This is a genomic window from Rhizobium viscosum (assembly GCF_014873945.1).
GTDB classification, from domain to species: Bacteria; Pseudomonadota; Alphaproteobacteria; order Rhizobiales; family Rhizobiaceae; genus Rhizobium; species Rhizobium viscosum.
The window spans coordinates 2,335,975-2,353,528 of record NZ_JADBEC010000002.1 but is presented as its reverse complement, the minus strand read 5'-3'; the positions used below and the strand labels follow the sequence as shown (position 1 = coordinate 2,353,528).

At 58.1% G+C, this 17,554-nt stretch carries 18 protein-coding genes; 4 read left to right on the top strand and 14 right to left on the bottom strand.

The window, feature by feature from the left end; all coding sequences use genetic code 11:
- Positions 1–86: 86 nt before the first annotated feature.
- The 5 genes from H4W29_RS31735 to H4W29_RS31715 all read right to left on the bottom strand — a co-directional run bounded on the left by H4W29_RS31735 (position 87) and on the right by H4W29_RS31715 (position 4,469).
- Entirely contained in the window at positions 87–1,346 is a 1,260-nt protein-coding gene (locus tag H4W29_RS31735) for an ABC transporter substrate-binding protein (protein WP_192732706.1), read from the bottom strand.
- Positions 1,347–1,382: 36 nt separating this feature from the next.
- The gene (locus H4W29_RS31730) at positions 1,383–2,549 is read right to left on the bottom strand and encodes a PLP-dependent transferase (protein WP_192732705.1); all 1,167 of its coding nucleotides are present in this window, start codon (positions 2,547–2,549) and stop codon (positions 1,383–1,385) included.
- Complete coding sequence (locus tag H4W29_RS31725) at positions 2,546–3,268, bottom strand: FadR/GntR family transcriptional regulator (protein WP_192732704.1); 723 nt, start codon at positions 3,266–3,268, stop codon at positions 2,546–2,548. Before H4W29_RS31725 ends, H4W29_RS31730 begins: the two co-directional genes overlap by 4 nt.
- 285 nt (positions 3,269–3,553) lie before the next feature.
- The gene (locus H4W29_RS31720) at positions 3,554–3,820 is read right to left on the bottom strand and encodes a DUF2277 domain-containing protein (RefSeq protein ID WP_192732703.1); all 267 of its coding nucleotides are present in this window, start codon (positions 3,818–3,820) and stop codon (positions 3,554–3,556) included.
- A 175-nt stretch (positions 3,821–3,995) separates the two neighbouring features.
- Positions 3,996–4,469, bottom strand: coding sequence for a hypothetical protein (locus H4W29_RS31715; protein ID WP_192732702.1), 474 nt, complete (start codon positions 4,467–4,469; stop codon positions 3,996–3,998).
- 573 nt (positions 4,470–5,042) lie between these two features.
- Here H4W29_RS31715 and H4W29_RS31710 point away from each other — a divergent pair.
- On the top strand, positions 5,043–5,597 hold the full coding sequence (locus tag H4W29_RS31710) for a hypothetical protein (RefSeq protein ID WP_192732701.1): 555 nt from the start codon (positions 5,043–5,045) through the stop codon (positions 5,595–5,597).
- Positions 5,598–5,678: 81 nt separating this feature from the next.
- On the opposite strand, the gene queE is transcribed toward H4W29_RS31710, so the two are convergent.
- The 8 genes from queE to H4W29_RS31670 form a co-directional block, all read right to left on the bottom strand.
- Positions 5,679–6,425, bottom strand: a complete 747-nt coding sequence (gene queE / locus H4W29_RS31705; RefSeq protein ID WP_192732700.1) for a 7-carboxy-7-deazaguanine synthase QueE — start codon at positions 6,423–6,425, stop codon at positions 5,679–5,681.
- Positions 6,404–6,760 (bottom strand): 6-carboxytetrahydropterin synthase QueD, encoded by a 357-nt coding sequence (queD, locus tag H4W29_RS31700; RefSeq protein WP_192732699.1) that lies wholly within the window; start codon positions 6,758–6,760, stop codon positions 6,404–6,406. The genes queE and queD overlap by 22 nt, the downstream gene beginning before the upstream one ends.
- Entirely contained in the window at positions 6,760–7,470 is a 711-nt protein-coding gene (gene queC, locus H4W29_RS31695; RefSeq protein ID WP_192732698.1) for a 7-cyano-7-deazaguanine synthase QueC, read from the bottom strand. Before queC ends, queD begins: the two co-directional genes overlap by 1 nt.
- 258 nt (positions 7,471–7,728) lie before the next feature.
- Positions 7,729–8,271 carry a hypothetical protein gene (locus H4W29_RS34610; RefSeq protein ID WP_246517521.1) on the bottom strand — a complete coding sequence of 181 codons (543 nt, stop codon included), beginning with the start codon at positions 8,269–8,271 and terminating at the stop codon, positions 7,729–7,731.
- Positions 8,272–8,290: 19 nt separating this feature from the next.
- Entirely contained in the window at positions 8,291–9,475 is a 1,185-nt protein-coding gene (locus tag H4W29_RS31685) for a gluzincin family metallopeptidase (protein ID WP_192732697.1), read from the bottom strand.
- A 44-nt stretch (positions 9,476–9,519) separates the two neighbouring features.
- Positions 9,520–10,263 (bottom strand): TfuA-like protein, encoded by a 744-nt coding sequence (locus tag H4W29_RS31680; protein ID WP_192732696.1) that lies wholly within the window; start codon positions 10,261–10,263, stop codon positions 9,520–9,522.
- Between the two features lie 9 nt (positions 10,264–10,272).
- Positions 10,273–11,451 carry a YcaO-like family protein gene (locus H4W29_RS31675; RefSeq protein ID WP_192732875.1) on the bottom strand — a complete coding sequence of 393 codons (1,179 nt, stop codon included), beginning with the start codon at positions 11,449–11,451 and terminating at the stop codon, positions 10,273–10,275.
- A 25-nt stretch (positions 11,452–11,476) separates the two neighbouring features.
- Positions 11,477–14,551 carry an ATP-binding protein gene (locus H4W29_RS31670; protein WP_192732695.1) on the bottom strand — a complete coding sequence of 1,025 codons (3,075 nt, stop codon included), beginning with the start codon at positions 14,549–14,551 and terminating at the stop codon, positions 11,477–11,479.
- A gap of 85 nt (positions 14,552–14,636) precedes the next feature.
- Here H4W29_RS31670 and H4W29_RS31665 point away from each other — a divergent pair, with 85 nt between their 5' ends.
- Positions 14,637–14,909 (top strand): hypothetical protein, encoded by a 273-nt coding sequence (locus tag H4W29_RS31665; RefSeq protein WP_192732694.1) that lies wholly within the window; start codon positions 14,637–14,639, stop codon positions 14,907–14,909.
- A gap of 65 nt (positions 14,910–14,974) precedes the next feature.
- Here H4W29_RS31665 and msrA read toward each other — a convergent pair whose 3' ends face one another.
- The gene (gene msrA / locus H4W29_RS31660; RefSeq protein ID WP_192732693.1) at positions 14,975–15,487 is read right to left on the bottom strand and encodes a peptide-methionine (S)-S-oxide reductase MsrA; all 513 of its coding nucleotides are present in this window, start codon (positions 15,485–15,487) and stop codon (positions 14,975–14,977) included.
- Between the two features lie 305 nt (positions 15,488–15,792).
- On the opposite strand from msrA, the gene H4W29_RS31655 reads away from it, so the two are divergent.
- On the top strand, positions 15,793–16,782 hold the full coding sequence (locus H4W29_RS31655; RefSeq protein WP_210332394.1) for a phosphotransferase family protein: 990 nt from the start codon (positions 15,793–15,795) through the stop codon (positions 16,780–16,782).
- Entirely contained in the window at positions 16,779–17,246 is a 468-nt protein-coding gene (locus H4W29_RS31650) for a GNAT family N-acetyltransferase (protein ID WP_192732692.1), read from the top strand. The genes H4W29_RS31655 and H4W29_RS31650 overlap by 4 nt, the downstream gene beginning before the upstream one ends.
- The last annotated feature ends 308 nt before the right edge of the window (positions 17,247–17,554 follow it).

Below are 17,554 nucleotides of genomic sequence, written 5' to 3'. Positions count from 1 at the left end.
ACTTCCCCTTGCGGCGCTTCGGCGCGCCGTCTGTCGTTGCATGAGCGGCGGCGGAAGGTTTCCGCCGCCGTTTGCGTGAGGTCGCCTTACTTCTTGGCGAGGAACTTCTGTTGTGCCTTTGTAAGGTAATCGGCCCACTGATCGGCGAGGTCCTTGGCGGAGATGTCACCCAGCAGTGCCTGCTGCGAGGTCTTGATCGCCATGGAATCCTTGAAGAAGGCGAATTCCTCGAGATAGGTCGGCATGACCGTCGGAACGGTGTCCTTGTCGGCGAGCTCCTCGAACCAGCCCTTGAACTGGTCACCTGCGTAGAACGGATCCTTCTCGGCAGCCGTATAGGCCGGCAGAGCACCGATCTTCTTGTTCCACTCGATATTGCCTTCCGGCCCTTCGAGGGTCGCGATCAGCTTCCAGGAGAGATCCTTGTTCTGGCTCGTCGTGAACATCGACCAGCCGCCGTAACCGATGGTCGGATAGGACTTGCCGGCCGGGCCCTTCGGCAGCGGAATAACGCCGAAGTCTTCCTTCTTCATGCGCTCGGCAATCGCGATCAACGCATCCGGATCCTGGTCGAGGAAGGCGCAGGTGCCGGAATAGAAGCCGGCGACGACTTCGTTGAAGCCCCAGTTGACGCTGTCCTTCGGCGCATAGCCCTTCTTGTAGAGATCGACCATCCACTCGATACCCTTTGCCCAGCCTTCGCTGTTCATGGTCGAGGTGCCGTCTTCCTTGAAGTATTTATTGTCGCCGGCCATGGAGGCGGCAAAGATCATCCAGCCGTTCAGGCCGCCAGGCCCGCCACGCATGCAGTATCCGTATTTGCCCGAGAGCTTGGAGACGGCTTCGGACGCCTTGGTGAAGTCCTCCATCGTCTTCGGCGGTTCCTTGACGCCGGCTTCGGCGAGCAGCTTCTTGTTGTAGAACATGGCACGCAGATAGAAGCCGTAGGGCAGCATATAGGCCGTGTTGTTGACATCGCGGCCGAGTTCCAGCGCGCGCGGCGTCAATTCCTTGGTATGCTCCCACTTCGCAAGGTAGGGCTCAAGGCTTTCGAGCATGCCGTTATTGGCATAGAGCGACAGCCAGGTATCGGGCATTTCCATCACGTCGGGCACATCGCCGGCCGAAACCATGGTCGCAAACTTCTGGAAAGCTTCGTTCCAGGGCAGCGAGATGATGTCGACCTTGGTGCCGGGGTTGGCAGCTTCGAACTTGCCGACGATCGACTTCAGCGTTTCGGTGCGCTCGGGGCTGGTGATGACTTCCACGAGCTTCAGCGTGGTATCCGCGAAAGCCGTGCCCGCCATCATCGTGGCGAAGAGCGTTGAGAGAATAAGCTTTTTCATTTTTGGTTCCCCTCCGTAGTTGTTGTGAGGTTTCAATTAAGAAGCGACGGCGATCGCCTCCTCGATATCCCTCCACAGCGCCTCGGTTCCTTCGAGGCCGATATGGAGGCGCACAGATCGCGGGCTGATGCCGAAGGCTTGTGCGGAATTCGGCTGTGCCTTCTGCTGCAGCACAACTTCGCCCGGTACGATCAGGCTTTCATGCCCACCCCAGCTTACGCCCAGTTTGAAAAGCTTGAGGTGATCGGCGAAGGCTCTGATGTCGATGCCTTCGCGGAATATGAATGAGAAGAGACCCGACGTGCCGTTGAGGCCTGCGGGCAGACGGTTGGCGAGGCCCGGATGGCAGACCTGCTCGACCACGTCGAGCGCCTGCAGGCGCTGCGCGATCGTCATGGCCGCCGCCTCGTGCGCCCGCATGCGCAAAGGCAGGGTCCGAAGGCCACGGATCAGCAGCCAGGCATCGAAGGGCGATAGCTTGCCGCCGAGATAAGGATAGGATTCTGCCTTGATGCGGGCGATCATCTCCTTCGAACCGGCAACGACACCGGCAACGACATCGCTGTGGCCGCCGAGATATTTGGAGGCTGAATGGATGACGAGATCGACGCCGAGTGTTATCGGCCGCTGGAAGAATGGGCTCGCCCAGCTATTGTCGATCATGGTGACGACGCCATGCCTCTTGGCGAGTGCCGCCAGCGCGCCGACATCGTGGGCTTCCATCACCCAGCTTGTCGGGCTTTCCATATAGAAAACCTTCGCACCCGGCAGCGCCTTGGCGATGGCCTCTTCGTCACGGCCGTCGACATAGGTCACCTCGACCTTCATGCGCTTCAAGATGATGCCGAACAGGCGGAAGGCGTCGGGATAGACATGCTTGACGGCGACGATACGGTCGCCCGGCTCCACGAAGCTCAACACCGCAGACGAGATCGCCGCCATGCCGCTTGCAAAACCCAGCGCATCTTCGGCACCTTCGAGCTTTGCCAGCATTTCCTCGAACATGCGCACGGTCGGATTGAGCCCGCGCGTATAGATTGGTCGCACCTTTTCGCCGCGATAGGAGGCGATCATGTCGTCGTAATCGGAGAAGGTGAAAAGCGATGTCTGGAAGATCGGCGGAACGACTGCCTCGGCGAAGTTGCCTTCGTCATGGGCGGTGATCAGCGAAGCGAGGTCGAACGGTTCGAGGCCGTCAGTCATCGGGACATTTCCTTGATGTCTTCCTCGACCACGTCGAGGATTTTCAGTGTCTCACGCCGCGCCGCCTCGGTGTCCTGGGCGGCAATGGCGTTGAAAAGGGTGCGGTGAAAGGGAAAGGACCGGCGGGCGAAATCCTGCCGGTCAAAGGGATGCGACCAGAACCGTTCGAAGGTTTCGCGCATCTGCTCGAGCAGCTGCCGAAACAGCGGATTGTGCGTGGCGTCATAGACAGCAAGATGGAAAGCAAGGTCTTCCGGCCCGGACGTACCCTTGGCAATATGCACCCGCTCCATTTCGTCGAGCTTTTCCTCGATGATCGCGAGATCTCTGGCAGTTCGCCGCCGGGCGGCCACCATGCCGGCTTCGCATTCGATACCGCGGCGAACCTCTAGCGTCTGTAAAAGTGCATCACGCTGGTGCGTCGTATCGAGCGACAGCGGCATATGGACCGTATCTCGGGAAACCGGTTTCAGCAGATAAGTTCCGCTGCCCTTGCGCGTCTCGATGACGCCGAGCGCCTGAAAATGGCGGATTGCCTCACGAATGGTAGACCGCCCGACGGCGAGGGCTGCCATCAATTCACGCTCCGCCGGCAGTCGGTCGCCCGCCTGAAGCCGGGCATCCTCGACATAATGCGCCAGCGCTTCCGTCACCTGACGGGCGCGGTCCATCGCCGGAAGCGGCCGGATCACCGGCCTGTCGCGATCATTTGCCTTCATGGTTCCCCAGGTTCTTTCTAAGGCAGTCGACCCAAAAAAATTGGTCTGACATCTTAGCATTTCTCAAAGATGAAGGGGCGTCAAGCCGGTATTTACGATCGTGGCGATGCTGGTCTCAATCTTCCAGGCTGGCCATTGGTTTGCACCATGTTCCCTTAGCTTGGTCCAATGAGTTACTTTCTGATCTCAAGTCCGCATGGCGGCCGCTCCTGCCCGCAAGAGAATCGTTTTCTCTAGGTGGGAGGGCGAACCACCACCAAATGGAGGAATTGGAAGGCGGCTTTCTTAGGCGAACCGGGTCGCTGCTCGTGCCCGCGCTTTCGCGGCCACTTCGTCGCGATCGCGAGGAGGTTGAGAGGTCTCCAGCGAATTAAGTAGCTCCGTGGCGCATTTCGCGATCGACATCACCGCGTGTTCAAAAGCGGCCTCATTGCGTTTTGATGGCCTGGTGGTTCCGCTCAACTTGCGTACGAACTGAAGCGCCGCATCATGGATTTCCTCGTCCGTCGCTGGTGGATCGAAGTTGAATAGCGGCTTGATATTTCGGCACATACCTTGCTTTCCTTTTCGTCACTCCGCCGTTTCAAAGGGCTACGTGGTTTAAAAGCTAGTCCCGTGAGCGCTCATTGCAACGGACTGGGCCTCGATCAGTGGACAGCGGTCTTAACTCGGCTCCCACGATAAGATGATTCAAGCTCGCTTCTCCACAAGGGCGGAACCGCCACGCCTACCGATTACTTGCGAACTCAACCGATGATATTTCGACCGACCAATCCAGCTCCTGTGGTGTCAATTTATCCGGCAAAGTCTGCAAGCCTCGATATTGGTTTAGCGCCCAGCAGTCGTCATAGGTGCCGCCAGGCTCGATAATTTTATAGCTCGTGAGGTGGTCGGAATAATACTCAATGCTGAAGCCGCGACGTTTTGCGATCAGCCGGAAGCGGACGACATCCACCTGCTGCCCGGAACCATTGAAAAGCCGAACGAAAACTGGCCTAGCAGGATCTACGCATCCCTTAGTTCCACTGCTTGTGCCTTCTATCGAGGCGCTCGATCCATCGCGGTTTGTTTGCTGGAAGTAGATGAAGGTCGCAACACCGCCGCCCACGACCACGAGTGCGGCGAGGGTAACCAGCGTCGGCTTTGGAAACAGGAAGAAGAAGACGATAACGATCACCACCGCGACTATCAGTAAAATCATATGGCGGGTCTCGTTTCTTCATTTTTGTGCCGTCCAAAAGGACGACTGATATGAGGCCTTTGTCATCGCGTGGCTCTTGGCCGCTTGGATTAGTCGCGAACGCGATGCTTTGCCATTTCAATATGTAGGTGTTTGTTGGTTGATCTTCCAGCCGATTGAGGGCGATCAAATGTCCGCCGAAGGGCGGGATTACTTAACCTCGGTGTGAACCTCGACGCGTTTGAGGGCGAGATATCTACCGAACTCTTCCCGCTTTCTGGGCCAATTGAAGGATGACACTTAGTTCCGCAGCCAGGCAGCTGGCAACGACTGTGGATCATGGAAGGGGTCTACCGCCAGTTAGCAAACTTGGTTCTCAACCGCGTCACTTTGATCGGGATCGATCTGTCCGAAGAGGCATACATCCCCCAATATCAGGGAAAGAGGCATTCGGGGCGGCGAGCCCCAAACGCAGTTCGATGGGCTCTTAACGTGGGTGGCCGGATATCCGGAGAGACATGATTTTTCCTTTTTCATTGGGATGATAGATATGGGCGGCGCAATGACAACCGACGAAGGGCACAGGCAGACCCCATGGTTTTAATGCGATGGATGACATACGGCTTCGCAACTACGTTTCTTTTTGCCAGCATTGCCGATGTCGTTGCGGCAGCCGAGCCGGATCCCTTTGACCAGTTCAAGGAACGCTGCCTCAATCGCGGAACGGATTTTCAACGGACGGTCGCAGCAGCAAAGGAAAGGGATTGGCCCGCGCTTGCAGAGGATATGACTACAAGTCTGGTGCCGATGGAAAATCCTGTCGCGTTGGAGGGCTGGAATCTGAGTGCTGGCGAAGACGTACCATTCAGGGCGCTGGTGGTGGCGCGGGCGTCCGTAGGCGACAACACCGTCGAAAGCTGTACCATGGCGTTCGCGGAAATCGATGCTGCGGCCTTCGAACGACGCCTGGTCAGCGAGACGCATGCTGAAGCGTCCGGAGAAGGGAATGGACAGGGGCGCGCCAGAAAGTTCTTCAAAGCATCGTCCCCAGAGCGCCGGGAAGCGATTACGCTCGACCTGCCACTTTATCCGAACGGAAGCGACGAGGTCATCGTCAGCGTTGTTTCGGACCAACAGATCGAGAACTGATGCGTGTTCGAGCGCAACAAACGATCAGTAGATCGGTGCTTCCGCTTCTGCACGGCGGGCCGTAACCTTCCTCAAAGTTGATCACACACCCCGCATGTTTCCCCAAAGCAGGACATGGAGCTGCGGGAGAACGCGCGCATTAAACCACCGATCCGCGGCAACCCTGTCGACCAGCCACCGCATGCGGTTGAGAATACCCTCAATATCAATCAAGGCTTCGTCTTCCACCGGCGGCGTGTGGTTGCCTGGCTGCAGGAAGATCGGAAGCTCTTTGAATTCCTTCGCGACGGATTTTGCAAAGGCGTAGTCAGCCTCATCGAAGATAACGATCTTCATCGCAATCGCGGGGCCGTTGCGAGCCGCTCTCACGCAGTCCCTCAATTCGTCCAGCTTGAATTCCATACCACTAGACGGTGGTTTGGGACTGAGGATCAAATGATCCAGCTCTGCAAACCAGTCCTTTGCGATCGATCCCTGCGTTTCCAGAGCAAATTGATAGTCATCGCGCTTTCCCCTGGTTATCAGCGGCCCGAGCGGCTGAATCGCCGGGTTTCCACCGGACAGGGAAATCATCAGCGGATAGCCTTGAGAGAGCGATTTCACTTTCGACCAGATATCGTCGACCGACATTGGCGTCCACTCGTCGCGGAAGGCGCTGTCGACGGCATGGAGGGTATCGCACCATTCGCAGCGATAGTCGCAGCCACCCGTTCTGACGAAGACGGTCGGAAGGCCCATGAGCGGCCCTTCCCCCTGGATCGTCGGTCCGAAAATTTCGCTGATGCGGATCTTTTGTTCCCTGCCTGTCATGGACGATATTCCGCCCATGTCTTTGGCGTCTCGCTCACCCTGACAGCAGACGTCTCGGGCAGGCGTTGCTTGCACCAATCGTAAAAATGCCTGGCGAGCCATTCGGATGTCACCCGGTCGTGGCCGAGTACATCATTGAGGTGCCGGTGATCGAAGCTCTCGTCGATGTAGCGCTTGAGTGGCGAAAGCTCGTGATAATCACGGACAAAGCCATCCTCGTTCAACTCAGAGGCGGCAAGCTCGACCTCGACTATGTAATTGTGGCCATGGAGACGCGCGCACTGATGGCCGTCAGGAAGGTGGGACAACTGATGCGAGGCGGAGAAATGGAATTCCTTGGTAATCCGGTACATTACTTTGCCTCCTCTGCTCTGAATGCACCGGTCGCAGCAATCCAGAAATCCGGATCGTCATAGACGGTCGGATCCTCGACACCGGCGAGATGGAAAGCTTCACGACGCTCGACGCATGTACCGCATCTCCCGCAGTGGAAACGGCCGCCTTTGTAGCAAGACCAGGTCTCTTCAAAAGGCGTCCGATGCTTCGCGCCATCGGTGACAATGTCGGCCTTCGTGGCGTTCACATAGGGAGCGAGCAGGCTGACATCGGCATATCCCTCAAGGGCATGCTGTTGCATGACCTCAAACGACGAAATGAAGCCCGGCCGACAGTCCGGGTAGATGAAGTGATCTCCGCCATGGACTGCAATCGCCACGGCATCTGCGTGACGAGCAGCGGCAAGGCCGAACGCGATCGACAGCATGATGGCGTTACGGTTCGGCACGACCGTTGCCTTCATCGTCTCTTCGGCGTAGTGCCCGTCAGGAACCTTGACATCGTCCGTGAGGGCGGAGCCGGTCAGATGCTTGCCCACGTTCGATATGTCTATGATGTCGTGTGGCACGTCGAGCCTTCGCGCGCAGAGAGCCGCGAATTCCAGCTCTTTGACATGCCGTTGACCGTAGTTGAAGGAGATCAGGCCGATCAGTTGGTGGTTCGCCGCAATCTTGTATGCAAGCGAAACGGAATCAAGTCCGCCTGAGCAGACGACAAGTACTTTCATTTTAGGATCCCTTGTTTTGTTGAACCGGGTGGGCTGCGACCGGTTAGCGTGGCACCTACTAAACTTCTGATGCAGCGATGTCCAGTAACTTTGCCGGCAGGCACTATCGACGCCGACGCGTCCGCACAGAGCGCAGAGCCCCTCCCTTGAAGACGGACTGCCGCGCGGCGTCGGAACGAGACGAGCGGGTGATGTCCTATCTCCCACCCAGGCTTCGAAAGGAAAGCAGCCGGTCTTAATCCAGACGCTTGCCTGGTCTCAATCGCGAAGCCGCTGCGGCGCCAGCGATTGCGTCTGTGCGTAGGCGAGCGGCGAGCGGTTGCCGGGCAGGTTTTCATCAAGGATCAGCGTCTTGATGTCGTCAGAACGGACATCGAGCGCGATCACGCGTTCGAGCTTGTCCAACGACCAGACGGAATAGCCAAGTGCGTTCGAGTAGCCGCAATCGCATCCGCAGTCATCCCCCGGTATTTCCGTGGCCTTGACCGGGAGATACATGATCCGCGGCTTCGGGAGCTTGTAGCAATGGCCCTCATAGGCATAGCCATAGATCACACCGATGCTCTCTATCTCGACCTTGCCGGGATCGATCAGAATGAAGCAGTTGCCGACTTTAAGCTTGATTTTATCCTTGCCTGCTTCAACGTCGCCATCCCGGATCGGTTTTGCCTGGGCCGCTTCAGGCCGCTTCGGGGCATCCCCGGGTAGACAATATTCGTTTCGTCCATAGAGACGAACCTCACTTGGATTGAATGGCAGATCGTCTGTTCCAATGAACGGATTTTCGGAGCAGCAGCTCATTTTCCCCTCCTGTTCCGGCTCACCTCGAGCCGATGATTTCACGCCATACAAAATTCTCCTCCAGTTGCGCGGCAGCCTGTAGATCCGCGGCTGAGGCGATCGCCAGCGCGGCATCCCCAAGATGCATCGTGTCCGGATCCAGCCTGTGAAGCGCAGCACCGATTGCCGCTCCCACTGAATCCCTCGCCTTGATCAAGGCGAGCTTGAAGAAGAGCGGTCTGTCGCGAAAAGCTTCCGCCGTCGTTTGCCGAAACCGGTCAAACTCATCCTGCGTCAGGTCGCGAAGATTGACTGACAGCAGACGGTGATCGGCGCAGCCGCTGGCGACCAGTTCCCGGTGATAGAGTTCGACGATCGTATCGAAGATCGCACCGAGAAGAGGCAGTGAGCGATCATGAGCCTCGCTCGTGACTTCAGACATGCGCCGAAAGTTGGTCGCAAGACGGATTTGTGTCTCCGGGCTCGTCTCCGCAAAGCGATTGAGTTCGTTGTAAAGCAGCAGATTTCCTTTCGTCCTGCGCAGCAGCCGGTCAATGGCGGAATCGAAATGCAGAAACGAAATCAATGATATACTATCCGAGATGGCCTCGGAGAATGGAAAGAAATCCGCGTCACGGGAAAGATTGCCGGGGAGTCCCGTCTGCGAGAGCGTGACGAGATGGCCGATCTCATGAGCAATCGTGTCGAAATTCAGCGCGTAAGGCGACTGTTCGCCCGCAGCTTCCGAACAGCCGAGTTCGATGAAGCCGAAGCCTGCATGTGCGTTGTTCCACCGAACAAAGGGAACGATTTCGAGCCGCGGATAGAAATCGGAGAAGAACCAATGCATCGGCCGGCCAAGATAATTGCGCCAGACATCCAGAACGAAGTGAATGCATGCATAGGCATGGACACCGAGATAATCGCGCGATCTTGGGTCCATGCTATCGAAATGGCGGTCCGGGCCTGACGGGACCGACCGTCGCTGAGGGCCGCGATAAGGGGGCAGACCGCTGAAACCATAGGGTTCCTTGTCGAACAGCGGATCAGCGACATACATCGATATGTCGCTCGGACCATCACCAATCTCGTCAGGCAATATCGACAGCCAGACACGATCCGGCTGCTCATAACCAAGGATAAAAGGCGGCTGGGGAAATATCCAGCATCGCGTCCCAAGAGCCGGCTCGGACTTTTCAAGTGATATGTCAGGATACAATTCCATAGCTCAACTACTCGATGAGATGAGTTATATGGCAATTTATTAAATTAGTAATTTCTAATTAAATTGATGTCAATAGATCCGGCTTCCAGATCACGAAGGAAAGTATTGGTTATCGTATAGGGCAACTTTTCCAATTTTAACTTCGACAGCGCAGGGGCCAGCTGCAGTGCCAATCTGGCATCGGTTTTCTTCTGCATAATCAGGTGGCTGCGAAGCAAGGGCGCCTTCTCCGGCAGCCATTGCGCTGCAATCAGCACCTTTCGGAGGGAGCGTTGCCGAAAATTAAGCCGCTGGGCCGCCGCGATCCCGGAATCCATCTCGGCCTTCGAGATCAGGCCGCGACGAAAGAGCGCCTTAAAACTGCGCTGAAGATCGACCAATGCCTCCGTTAGAGGCGTGAAGCCGAGTTCGGAAGGTCCACATTGGACCGCGACCGCATCTTCCGCCGTCAGTGGCCACCGTCTGTACCAACGATAGATGAGGCCGACACCAATCATTCCGAACGGGTGTAATTCTGCGGCCCGGAGCGCGCCCATGCTTGCCGCACCGATCACCACAATGCCCTGCGACAGCGCCCAGAGAATTTCCTTGTGGCGCACGGCGGGTCTGTCTTCGAAAGAACCGTCGATCAAGACCATCGCTTTCGGGCGAAATGCGTGCGCAGCAAGGATGATGTCCCCCTGCGAAACGGGCTGCAGGTATATGGCGTCAAGAATGCGTTGCGCCTCCGGCAAGCGCAAGGTCGGGCCAAGAAAGACAAGTATCGGGCCGTCCGCTTTCTGATCCATCCCGGATCCTCACCGCTCGACTGCAAAAGGTCGCATGCCTGCAAGGATAGTGCGTACGCAATGAACGTTTGGATCGTTCTGCGAAGCGATTGGAACAGCGAGAACCGGCCCCAGTCCAGCGACGATGATGCGCCCCAGGAGATCGGCAAAGTCGGTAACCGGCGGCAATACACTCGGAAAATCAGTCGTTGAAGCGTTCTTGCCAAGTATGAGATCGCGTGCGTCGAGAAGCATTGCCTTCCTCGGCCGCGAATAATGTCTCCGCGTCTGATCGTCACGCGCACCGGATATCGCGCCGGCGCGGGCCGCCAGTGCCTCAAGCAAGGCGCCGAACGCCGCCTGATGAATATCAAGACCGGCACAATAACCTTCCGTCGGCAGAGTGAGCGTGGGTTCGCCTTCGCCAGCTTCAATCGTCTGGCACCAGGCGACCGGGATCCGTGCCGGCGACGGCGCATACCAGAAGGCGGCCGATATTCCATGCCCGGCGAGGCGTGACAGAAGATCTTGAACTGCCGCGCTCAGTCCTGACGACGGCAGCCTCATCCGGTCCATAAGGCCGTGGGTTTCGAAAGCGCGCGCCATCGCATCCCGTTCTACGCATTCCAGCAACCCGTGCAGCAAGGCGGCAAGGTCCGTCCGGTGGCATGCAAGGCCTGTCGTGGTGCGCAGAAACACGCCATCGTGCGGTGGTGGCGGATCGGTGTAGACCGTATGAACAAGTTCAAACGGCGCGGGCGTGAGAGCACCGGTCGTAACATCAACGCCCATGATCCAGGCGATCTCGCGCTCACGCCAATTTTCGCGAGAAGCACCGGGGATGAAACCATCGAAGAATCCGGCGCCAATCTCCAGTCTTTCTGCGGTCGACAGAAAGACACGAGGAGCAGGGATTGCCTCGGCGTAGAATCGCTCGAGCGATTCCATGATCGCTCCGATTGCAGCAGACACTTTGGACATCCCACGACCGAGCGAGGTGACTTCCGATAATGCCGCCGGTCGTATGGCCTGGATGATTGGAAGCCCGATCCGGTCGAGGCCGGTCAGATCGGCAATGCGTGTGATCCGGGCGCGACGGCAGAGCGGCAACAGGGAACGGAAATAAGCCTCCGCATCTTCGGGGTCCGATTCCGGAGATGTAAGAGAGGCGCTTCCGTCCTTGATCCCGGCATAAAATGCCGAGAGCATTTCACCCACGCCTGTCGGGCAAACGTCAGAATTCGCCAGCAAAGCCAAGCTCCTTCACGGACCGTTGCGCCCGGTGCAACAGGGCAGTCGCGCCCTGTTCTTCCGCTATGGCAATCGCGGTCTTCAGATCCGAGAGGAGAGCCGGCGTCTCCGCCTTGGCGCTCGATAGCAGTAGTGCGCGACGGCGGTGGAGTTCGGCAAGCCAGTAACCATGGCCTGTTGCCCTCGCTTCACGAATAGCATCGGTGGCGACCTCGATGGCTGCTTCATACTTACGGGCATGACCGAGCATGGTCGCATGCATGTAGAGATAGATCGGCAGATCGGCGACGGTTCCTAGCTCCTTCAGAAGCGCTAGGCCCGCGCGAAACATCTCATGACCGCGAGACAGGTTCTCGACATGCGCTGTCGCCCATCCCCGAAAGAGCATTGCGAGTGCCGACAGGGATTGCAGTTCATGCTTTTTCGCAAAATCACCCATCCTGCCGGAAATCTCGATCAGACGAGCATGGTCGTTACGATAGAATGCCGATACTGCCTCGGTGTCCAGCGAGTGCGCCTTGCTCGGCATATGGGCGATGCTGTCCACAAAGGCGACCATGTCGGCAAGCGCCTTGCTCGAAGCCTCGGTCTGACCCGTCAGCCAGAGGGATAGCGCCAGTTGTCCGAGACCACAAACCTTCGCGTCATGGCCGCCGAACACATTGCGGCTGGCCTTGGCCGCCTCATCGTCATAAAGCGCAAGCCCCGCCCGTATCGCATTTTGGGCATCCTCCTGCCGTCCGACATTGAACTCGATCGCCCAGATCGAATGATTGACCTGTAGTTCGATCTCGCGATCGGCAATTCCTGACAGCATGACCTGAACCTCACGGGCACGGCTGCGCATCTCCATGAAGTTCTGTCCGGTCAGCCACCAGCCCCAATAGACCGGAAACCACTTGGGCTGGTCTTCTTTCGCTTGGCGGCGCGCAACTTCGACGCCTTTTTCGTATAGAATCCGCGCCGGTGCCGAATTGGGACCCACCGTTGCCGTCAGGAGCGGTCCGAGTTCAGTTAGTACCGAGAGATACAAGCCATCGGCGGCACCTCCGGGCATGGTCTCACACAGCGCCAGGGCGCGCTCAAAATGGTGGCGCGCCTCCACCATTGCCGAGCGGCTGGCGTGTTCCTTTCCGGCCGTTATGAACAACGAAATCGCGTGCTCCCGAAGGCCCGCGGACTCTGCGTGCTGGGCAAGTGCGCCTGCATCCAACCAGTTCGCGATCGGACGGTTGCTGTTTGCGGCCGTAAACAGGCGGCGATGGAGAAGCTGACGTTGCGTTTTGAGCAGACCGTTATAGATCGTCTCCTGGATGAGCGCATGGCGGAAACCATATGCGACACCGCCATGAGCACGCACTCGGGTCAAAAATCCGGTCTCGCAAAGCGTTTCGGCGGCATGCAGGAGAGATTTCCTGCTCGCGTCCGGCAGCAATGCGCGAAGCAGCGAGATGGTGAAACGATCACCTGCCACTGCCCCGGCGCGCGCCACGTCTCTGGCCGAACCCAGATGTTCAAGCCGAGAATCCAGGATTCCTTCGAAAGCCGAGACATGATTGCGGGACGGATTTGGCGGCACGCGCATCACGTCTTCGGACGCTATCTCAGACGCCCATTGGCATATCTCCTCGATGAACAGCGGCACGCCACCGGATATGCGTTCGGTTAGGTCGAGCAGTTGCGGTAGCGCGTCCTGACGATCCCTCGGCCAGCGCGCGGCAATCGCCAGCCGCGTTTCATCGTGATCGAGCGGGCCGAGCGAAATATGTTCCAACTCGTCCCCGTCGAACATGCCTGCATGGGAACCCGGCCGGCAGGTGACGATCAGCAGTATGGGAAGCGTGGGTACAATCCGGGCCGCTTCGCGCAGCAAATGCTCGGAGGTCGGATCGATCCAGTGAATGTCCTCGACCGCAATGACCAGCGGCGTTTGCGCGCAGATGACGCTCAATGCTTTTGACAGCGCCTGTCGTGCGCGTTGCTGTATCGCCTTGGGCGAACTGTCGGAGAAAGCTTCATTGCGCCCATCCGCACCGAGCAGATGAGAAAAAATGTCGATAACTTCGGGATCGTGAATGCCTTGACGCGCAAACTGGGCGGCAACCATATCTGCCGTCAGCCGCTCGCCACCGGCGGTGTCGGACTGGCGCTGGGGAAAACTGTTGAGAAGCGGGTGAAGCGTTGAGCGAGCCCCGCCCGGCAGGCATTGGAAGAGCAGCGACCTTGCGGGCTCTGTATGGATCATTCGCCTGACCTGTCGAAGCATCCTCGACTTGCCGATACCGGCCTCGCCGGTGATGACAAGGATCTTGCCCTTACCGCCAACGGCTGATTTCCACGCCTTCCTGATCCGCTCAAGCTCCCCGACGCGGCCAATGAACGTGCTGTCCAGCCTTCCGAAAGCGTGGAACCTATCGACCTCCCGTTTGTGGCCGATTGCTCTCCAGACATTTTCAGGCTCCGAGAAGCCTTTCAACAAGCGGGTGCCTTCCGATACGAAGGCGTGCGAGCGGCCGGCGAGGTTTCGGGTCTCATCCGAGACCAAGACGGTATTTGGCTGGGCAGCAGCCTCTAGCCGCGTCGCAAGAGCGAGTGCTGCACCCGTGACCGGCTCATGTATCCAATTCTGCAGCTGTGCCTCTCGGATCAGAGCAATCGAAGTCGCGACGCCCACGCGCACCTGCATATCGTCGCGCCGGAGATCGCGGGCGAGGCGCTGGCACGCTTCGACGATTCCAAGCCCGGCGCGGATCGCCGCCGATGCGGCATCCCTCGGTCCGAGCTCGATCGGGAAAAGCGCTACTCCACCATCCCCGGCTTCGATCCGGATGACGCCGGAATGCGCATTGATGGATTGGCGCGCCGCCTGCAGGAAGGCAGCCAACAGATCCTGATAGTCTTCGATATCCATCAGATTGAAGAGATTCGTAGAGCCGACCAGATCATAGCAAAGCGCCGTCACGACCCGCCGCTCGCCGTGATTTTCAGAAGAGCGGCTATCGCCTGTGGAGATGCTTGCAGACCGCCCTTGCTTATCGATTGGCGCGTCGCGAGTCATACGCGGCTCCTGCCCTCAGAACATCGATAATCACTTCTATTCAAGCAAACGATAACATACGTTATCCGCATTGTCGGCGGACAAAATGCAGGATCTTCAGTGGCTTCAATTACGATGTAAAAAGCGCCAGCGAAGCGTGCAATTTCCTCGCATCGACCTCGCCGAAGCAGTGGATATCTTGCGGGACAACAGGCCGAAACATGCCTACGCAGTCGGGATAATGGGTTCCGAAGATCGGCATATCCGGACAGATGCGGCCCTCGTCAAATGGCGCGATGGCCGGCACGCAAGCGAGATGATCAAACAAGAGTTTGATCATGTTGCGGAAGCCATAGGACGGATTGAAACGACCTCATGAATCAAAACGGCGGCCCGAAAGGCCGCCGCTCGTTAGATCCGTTCAATTTTCCTGGTCGACGACGCTTAGGCGACGTTCGACTGCCGCTTCGGCAGTTTCCAGCCCGGACGTGCGAAGTGGCATGTATAGCCATTCGGAATACGTTCGAGATAGTCCTGGTGTTCCGGCTCGGCTTCCCAGAAATCGCTGACGGGAACGACTTCGGTCACCACCTTCCCCGGCCACAGGCCCGAAGCATCCACATCGGCGATCGTGTCCTCGGCGATGCGACGCTGGCCCTCATCAGCATAGAAAATTGCTGACCGATAGCTTGCTCCGATGTCATTGCCCTGACGATTGCGGGTCGATGGATCATGGATCTGGAAGAAGAATTCCAGGATATCCCGATAGCTGGTCTTTTGCGGATCGAAGATAATCTCTATCGCTTCGGCATGGTTGCCGTGATTGCGGTAGGTTGCGTTGGGGACTTCTCCACCCGTGTAACCGACACGCGTTGAAACAACGCCGGGCAGTCGTCGAATAAGGTCCTGCATTCCCCAGAAGCAGCCGCCAGCAAGTACTGCACGTTCCGTTGTCATGGACATGTCCTTTCCAAATGCGCGAGATGGACGGGAATCGTCGGGTGCGCTCCGCTGACGCCTATATGGGTATTCGGCTCAATGATCGCCAGTCCAGTGCAGCGGCGTCGAGATCTTCCCTGAAACACATTCCGACTTCCAGCAGTTCGTCCAGCTTCAAAGCATAATTTCCGCCGACCGAGATTGACCAACAAGACAAGTCAAAGCACTCTGAATCAATCGTTGCGCCATCCGACCGACCGTGTGGCGATTCCCGGCACCGCCTCTCAAAATCAGCCACGGGCATCGCGCAGAGGCCCTCAGACATGGCACCAGAAAGACGGATAACCCTGGAGCTTGATAGGCAAACCGTTCAGCGGATCGTCCAAAGCCTCGATCCCAGCTTTATCGCCGGCGGCTTTTCCCGTCTGCACGGCGGCAGCACGGAAGTCTACAGGATCGAACTTGCCGGAGCGAACCGCGAACCGCTAGTGCTCAAGATCTATCCTGACGAACCCGAATGGGCGCCGGCGAAGGAGAAGCTTGTGGCGGGCTGGTTCGCGGAGATGACAGCGCTCGTTCCAAAGTGGCTTGAGATCGACGAGTCGCGAAGCCTCCTGCCGCTGCGCTACGCCTTGCTGCCGCTGCTGCCCGGCCGCTCGCTGCGCGACTGGATGGCTGAGCCGGATATTGAAAATGCTTACTGCCAGATGGGGGAGTTGCTGAGACGCATCCATGCAATGCCGATGCCTGCCTATGGCTACGTACTCGGCGAAGGGATTTATAAACCTATGTCGACGAATGCGGAGTATATGACGTCAGCGTTCGAAAACGTGTTCCGGCGCTTCCGCGATTTGGGCGGCGATGCCGATCTCGGGCGGCGTCTGCAGCAACTAGCAGAAGGAAGCTTCGGCCTTCTGGGGGAAAGCAGCGGTGCCGTGCTCTGCCACGACGATTTCCACCAAGGCAATGTGCTGGCCCTGCGTGACGACATAGGCCGGCTTCAGCTCAGCGGGCTTATCGATTTCGGCAATGCACGGGCAGCAGACAGGCTCTTTGATCTTACCAAGGTCCTCTTCTGTTCGGCACACGAAGACCCGCGCAGCTATAGACCCATTCTTGAAGGCTATGGTCCCGTCGATCATCCCGATATCAAGCGGGCGCTTTGGCTCTACACGCTTTTCCATCGCGTCAGCATGTGGTGCTGGCTGACGCATCTGGGCGTTGATCCAGCCACCGAGAATGGCCCCGGCGGATTGACCCGGGACCTCCACACGATGGTCACAGGGCCTGACCCTTGGTATGATAGGGCATGACGGCTCGCGCAGCTACCAAACAGGATGCTGACTGGATTGCGAAACTCCTCGTGCAACGATGGGGTGGCACGACGATCATCGCTCACGGCGAAGCCTTCGACTTGCTGGCGCTTCCAGCGCTGGTGGCCGACCCCGAGCGCGGGCTGGCGACGTATCGGCTACAGGGCAACGATGCAGAATTGATGTCGCTGGACGCGGTCTCTCCCGGCCAGGGGGTCGGTACCCTGTTGATCGAAGCCTTGGCCGATGTTTTGCGAGAACAGGGTATTGCGTCCCTTTGGGTCATGACGACCAACGACAACCTCGCCGCGCTGCGCTTCTATCAACGACGCGGCTTCGAGCTGCGGCGAGTGCGGCCTGGTGCAGTTCATGAGGCGCGATTACTGAAGCCCGCCATTCCCGACATTGGCGATCACGGGATTCCGATCCGGGATGAAATCGATTTGTGCCGCCCGCTTCTCTGAGCGGGGTAGACCGCACACTGCCAAAGTCTTGGGCTCCTCTGCGTTCAACGCTCTGCTATCGATCGGGAGATGCTGACGGCCTCGATGCCGATTTGACGCAACAGGCCTGTGGAGGCCGCGTTGAACCCGCAGAAATACAGGCCGTCATTCCCGGGCTGGATTTCTCCTCTCTATGCAGATGCAGCCGGTCATAGTGCCTTGGCCCCGAGCGCTGCCGCACAAGTGAGCCCGGCGAGGCCTGCGCCGGCAATTTGCCCGCAACGGTCATAAGCCCCTCCCTGCCCATTTAACGTGGCAGGAAGGGTACA